Source organism: Rhizobium sp. P1_E1, assembly GCF_056406015.1.
Genome location: NZ_JBFUAY010000284.1, coordinates 1 through 4,925, shown reverse-complemented (window position 1 = coordinate 4,925; position 4,925 = coordinate 1). Strand labels below are relative to the sequence as shown.

At 59.3% G+C, this 4,925-nt stretch carries 3 protein-coding genes and 1 pseudogene; all 4 read left to right on the top strand.

What is annotated here, in order from left to right; genetic code table 11:
* Positions 1–367, top strand: a pseudogene (locus tag AC1D1Z_RS34040) (MFS transporter); the annotation flags it as partial.
* A 25-nt stretch (positions 368–392) separates the two neighbouring features.
* The gene (locus tag AC1D1Z_RS34035) at positions 393–1,502 is read left to right on the top strand and encodes an SDR family NAD(P)-dependent oxidoreductase (RefSeq protein WP_245458193.1); all 1,110 of its coding nucleotides are present in this window, start codon (positions 393–395) and stop codon (positions 1,500–1,502) included.
* A 159-nt stretch (positions 1,503–1,661) separates the two neighbouring features.
* Positions 1,662–4,130: an ATP-binding cassette domain-containing protein gene (locus tag AC1D1Z_RS34030; RefSeq protein WP_477853213.1), complete on the top strand. Its 2,469-nt coding sequence runs from the start codon at positions 1,662–1,664 to the stop codon at positions 4,128–4,130.
* Positions 4,130–4,925 (top strand): ABC transporter permease (locus AC1D1Z_RS34025; protein ID WP_477853211.1); only part of this gene is annotated, 796 nt, incomplete at its 3' end. The genes AC1D1Z_RS34030 and AC1D1Z_RS34025, both read left to right, overlap by 1 nt.

Below are 4,925 nucleotides of genomic sequence, written 5' to 3'. Positions count from 1 at the left end.
GAACAAGACCTTGTACGGCGTGCTGGTTTTCGCTCCCCTATTTATGGCGCTCATTGCTATCGCGCTATCTCTCTCCGGCGGTTGGATTTTCGCTACCGCCATGCTTCTCGCACTCTGGGGCCTTGCGACCTCCGGGCCGGTCGGTTGGGGTGTGTGGCTTACACGCTCTATGCCGCGCGACGCTGAGGCAGGCGGAGGGCTGATGGTTGCAAACATCCAGTTTGCAATCACCTTGGGCGCGACGATCGGTGGCGTTCTGTTCGACGCGTTCGGTTACGAAGCGACGTTCCTTACCAGTGCAGGAATTCTGGTGGTCGGCGCGCTGCTTGCCTGTTTGTCTTATCGGCTCTCTCGAAACGAGATTTAAACGGGGAATCAGACCAGCCGCCGCGATGAGCGAGATGCCTCGCAGCCTCGTCGCGCGTCGGGTTCCTCAAAGAATTACTTCCTTCTATGCGTTGAAAAACGGCTTGGTCAAAAAAGCAGGTATAATCGTAGGCTATACAGCGCGCCGGCAACGAATCTGTCTCTATCCCATTGCAAAATATCGCTTTTTTCTAAAACTAACCAAGCAAGGTGGGGCCGCAGCGCCCGCAACCTCCACCTTCGCTCCGTTGACAAAAATCCACGCGCTACCAATACCGTTGACCTGCAAGCAGTGGAGGCTTGCAAGCCAACCCGCCGTCGCAAAGCAGACAAGGGACGTGATCGACACGTGGGCAATCGCGTCGCAGTGGAGGACTGAAATGAATAGATTTGAAGGTCGTACGGTGATGGTCACCGGGGCTGGCAGTGGTATTGGAGCGGCCTGTGTGCGCCGTCTGCATGCCGAGGGCGCGGACGTTGTCGCCATCGATGTAACCAGCCAAGCCGTGGATAAGATCGTCTCGGAATTCGGCGGCAGTGCGCGTGTCCAGGGAGCGGTGCTCGATGTGTGTGACCAGTCGGCGGCTTTGGCCCTGGCAGCAGAAACGCGGGCGCGGCTTGGTCGGTTAAACGGCCTTGTCAATTGTGCGGGGATTACGGGCGTTGCCAACATTCTCGATGTCGAGCCGGAGAAGCTCGAACGCGTCTTGGCTGTCAATTTCGGTGGCACCGTGAACATGTGCCAGGCTTTCGTACGAGTCGTCCAACACGACAACGGCCCGCGCGCCATCGTCAATATCTCGTCCGGCGCAGGTGTGATGGGCGTGGCAAACCGATTGCCCTATGTTGCCTCCAAATTCGCTGTATCCGGTATCACCAAGTCAATGTCTCCGGAGCTTGGACCGCTGGGCATCCGCGTCAACGCGGTGGCGCCTGGCATGACCAACACGCCTCTTGTCGAATACATGTTGAAGGACCCGGCAGCGGTCGCGCGAATTAAGGCTGCCCATCCGATCGGGCGCATGGGTGAACCGGAGGAGATTGCCGCTGTCATCGCCTTCCTGCTCACCGACGACGCCAGTTTCATGACGGGCGCGGTGGTTTCGGTCGACGGTGGCCAGACGGCCTGCTTGTAACAGGCGCTGCATCCGAAGCGATGGCTTGGAACGTCAGATCAGGTCCTCACGAACGACCTAAGCACTGTCCGGCATGAGAGCCGGACAGGACCACTGATCGAAACCTGCCATGAAAGACTGAAGGGTTAAAAGCACAAGATCTTCGGGAGGAGGATAGGCGTGAGAGACGACAGTGCAAGGCAAGCAACAGAGTCGGAGGGACCGGTCCTCATCTCGGTCCGTGAACTGTCAAAGAGCTTTGGCGCCAACAAGGTGCTGCGTGAGATCAGCCTCGACATCCGCGCCGGCGAAATTCTCGTCTTGCTGGGTCCGAACGGGGCTGGAAAATCAACATTCCTGAACATTATCGGTGGCACTCTTCCGGCAAGCTCGGGCACCATGACGCTCAACGGTCAGCGGATCGATTTCGACAGTTACATCGCCGGCGCGGCGCGCGCCAATGGCATCCAGCGGGTATTTCAGGAGCTCTCGACGTTCGCCAATTTGACGGTCGGCGAAAATTTGGCGCTGACCTCCCATCAAAGGACCGCGACGTCCAGGCGAGAGCTGATGCGCATCGCCCGTGAACGACTGCAAGTTTTTCCCGGCAATCTGATTGATGTGAGTGCAGAGGTCTCGGAACTGTCAGTGGCTGAGCGACAGATGGTCGAAATCGCCCGTGCGATGACAGAGCAAGGCACGCGTTTGGTCATCCTGGACGAGCCGACATCGGCCTTGTCGACACACGAGGCAGAGCAACTGGCTGATCTCGTGCACCGTAAGGCGGATGAGGGCGTCGCGATCATCTATGTAACGCACAAGCTCGAAGAGGCTCTGAAACTTGCCCATCGCGTGGTCGTGCTGCGCGACGGACAGTTGCACTTTGACGGCGATGGGCGTTCGCTCACGCACGACCAGTTGTTGGGTTTGCTCGGGGCTGCCGCCGATCAGCATCATACCGCCGAACCACAAACGAATAGTCCGGTCCTGCAGGATCTTCTGACTGCCCAGAGCCTGACCGGCCCACGGCTGCACGACATCTGCATCCATGTCGGCAAGGGCGAGATCGTGGGCGTCGCCGGACTCGAAGGTGCGGGCCAACGCGAACTGCTGCAAACTCTATTTGCCACGCGGGGTCGCACTTCCGGCGCGATCCGGTCGCTGAGTGAAATGGCTTATGTCAGCGGTGACCGCAAGCGCGAGGGCCTTCTGCCTTTGTGGAACGTCGAGGACAATGTCGCAATCTCGGCCGCACCCCGCTTCTCGCGCTTCGGGTTTGTGGATTTTTCTGCCTTGAAGACAACAGCTCAGAATTGGCTATCCGAGCTCGGACTGAGCCATCGTGCCGGTTCGCAAATCGTCAGCCTGAGCGGCGGCAACCAGCAGCGTGCTTTGCTTTGTCGCGCCTTGGCCAGCGAAGCGCCGCTTCTGCTTCTGGATGATCCAACACGCGGTGTCGATGCGAATGCAAAGGCCTCGATCTATGCCATCTTGGGCAATGTGAGGGAAAGCGGTCGTAGCGCAATTCTCTATTCGACAGAGGTTGCCGAATTTCATCAGTGCGACCGGGTCTATGTCATGGCACGCGGTCATGTCGTGGCCGAGCTCAGTGGCGCTGAGGCGACAGAAGAACGCATTGTCCAAGCGTCTTTCACCAATCCAAGCGGTGCAAGCACGCCGCTTAACACGATGGCTGCGGCGACTGATCGAAGCCTCTTTCGCAGCGCCTCGCTCAGGCGGCTGATCGCCTGGCGCTCTTTGCCGGCTTCAATATTGATGATTGCCATGTTTGCACTGGCATTCTGGCAGCAACCCAATGCGCTGAGCACCTTCGGGTTGGAGCTGCTGCTGCAGGCGTCAATTCCGCTGGCCTTCGCCGTGGTGGCGCAGATGTTGTTCTTGTTGGGCGGTGACATTGACCTGGGGCTAGGCTTTGCGATCGGCCTCGCCAACGTTCTGGCGGCAACCTACCTGGTCGATGCGCCGGGACTAGGGCTCCTGGCGCTGGCTGGCCTGGTCGCAGGCTATGTTCTGCTCGCGCTGATTGTCGAACTTCTGGGCGTGTCATCCGTCGTGGCGACACTTGGCGCGTCGTTTGTCTGGCTGGGACTGGGGCTTATGGTACGCGAAACCCCGGGCGGGCATTCGCCTGAATGGCTGGCTGCGGTCGCTCACGTCAAGTTGTGGCCGTTGCCACTCGCCTGCTACGTCCYGATTGCCGTTGCGCTTCTGGGACTGTGGATTTGTCAGGGCTGGGGTTACAGCATCCGGCTACGCGCTCTGGGTCATAACCGGCGGACATACGTGTCCCTTGGATTTTCAGCACTTGCGGGACGTGTCACGCTTTATGCGCTCGCCGGAAGCTTCGCAGTATTGTCTGGCCTGCTTCTTACCGCGGCGACCGGCGCTGGCAACGTCCATGTCGCCTCCAGCTTCACCCTGGCTACCATCGCCGCTGTCGTGGTCGGCGGAGCAAGTTTCGCGGGCGGCCTCGTTGCTCCGATTGGTGCCGTCATGGCGGTGATAGGCATATCGCTGATCACGACGAACCTCGGCTTCCTTGGCATCAGCTCGGAATACTCGACTGCGATTGGCGGATTGGCGCTGATCACCGCACTGAGTTTCCGCTCGATTTCGAGGTCGGTATGATGAGCCAATCGACGATCACGACAACACCTCTCGACCCGAGGCCTGAAACACCCGTAAGCAGCTGGCGAAAACTTCTGGTTCAGTCCTGGATGGGGGCGTTGGTCGCAGCGGTCGCCTTGTGGCTGCTGGCCGGATGGGTGACAGGATCCCTGTCGCTTTCCTTCGTCCTGGCCAATGCGACCATTGCCGGCTTCCTAACGTTGGCCGGAATAGCCCAAATGGCGGTGATCGCCAGCGGTCCGGGAAATTTCGACCTGTCACTGCCTTACGTCATAACTTTCGGCGCCTATGTTATGTCTGCAGGCTTTCTGGGACAGGGAAACATCCTCGGATCGTTGGCGCTCACGTTGATGGCAGGTGCGTTGGCTGGTGCATTGAATGCCTTGCTGATAGTGCGCCTGCGCATTCCTGCCATCGTGGCAACACTGGCATCCGGCTACATCATCTACAGTCTGATTGTCGCCATCCAGAGTGGAGGCTTCAGTCGTGTCGGCGGTCTGTTCGAGGCGACGTTGCGGATGCGCATTGCCGGCCTTTCAGGTGTTTTGGTTATCACTTTGCTGACGCTCGTCTTGGTGGCGATCGTACTCTCGCGCACGGTCTTTGGTCTTCAATTGCACGCGATGGGCCAGAACGGCGAAGCCGCGCGTCTGGCCGGTGTACGGCGCGGCTGGCTGATACTTGGGACCTTTGTGCTGTCTGGCGTACTGGGCGCTTGGCTGGGTGCCTTGCTAGCCACCTATCAGGGAGGGGTTTCGGCCGATCTCGGGCGCAGTTATCTGCTGGGATCGGTGG

Coding starts and splice junctions, on each gene's coding strand:
- AC1D1Z_RS34035 (WP_245458193.1), top strand. CDS start 393: ATGAGCGAGATGCCTCGCAGCCTCGTCGCGCGTCGGGTTCCTCAAAGA.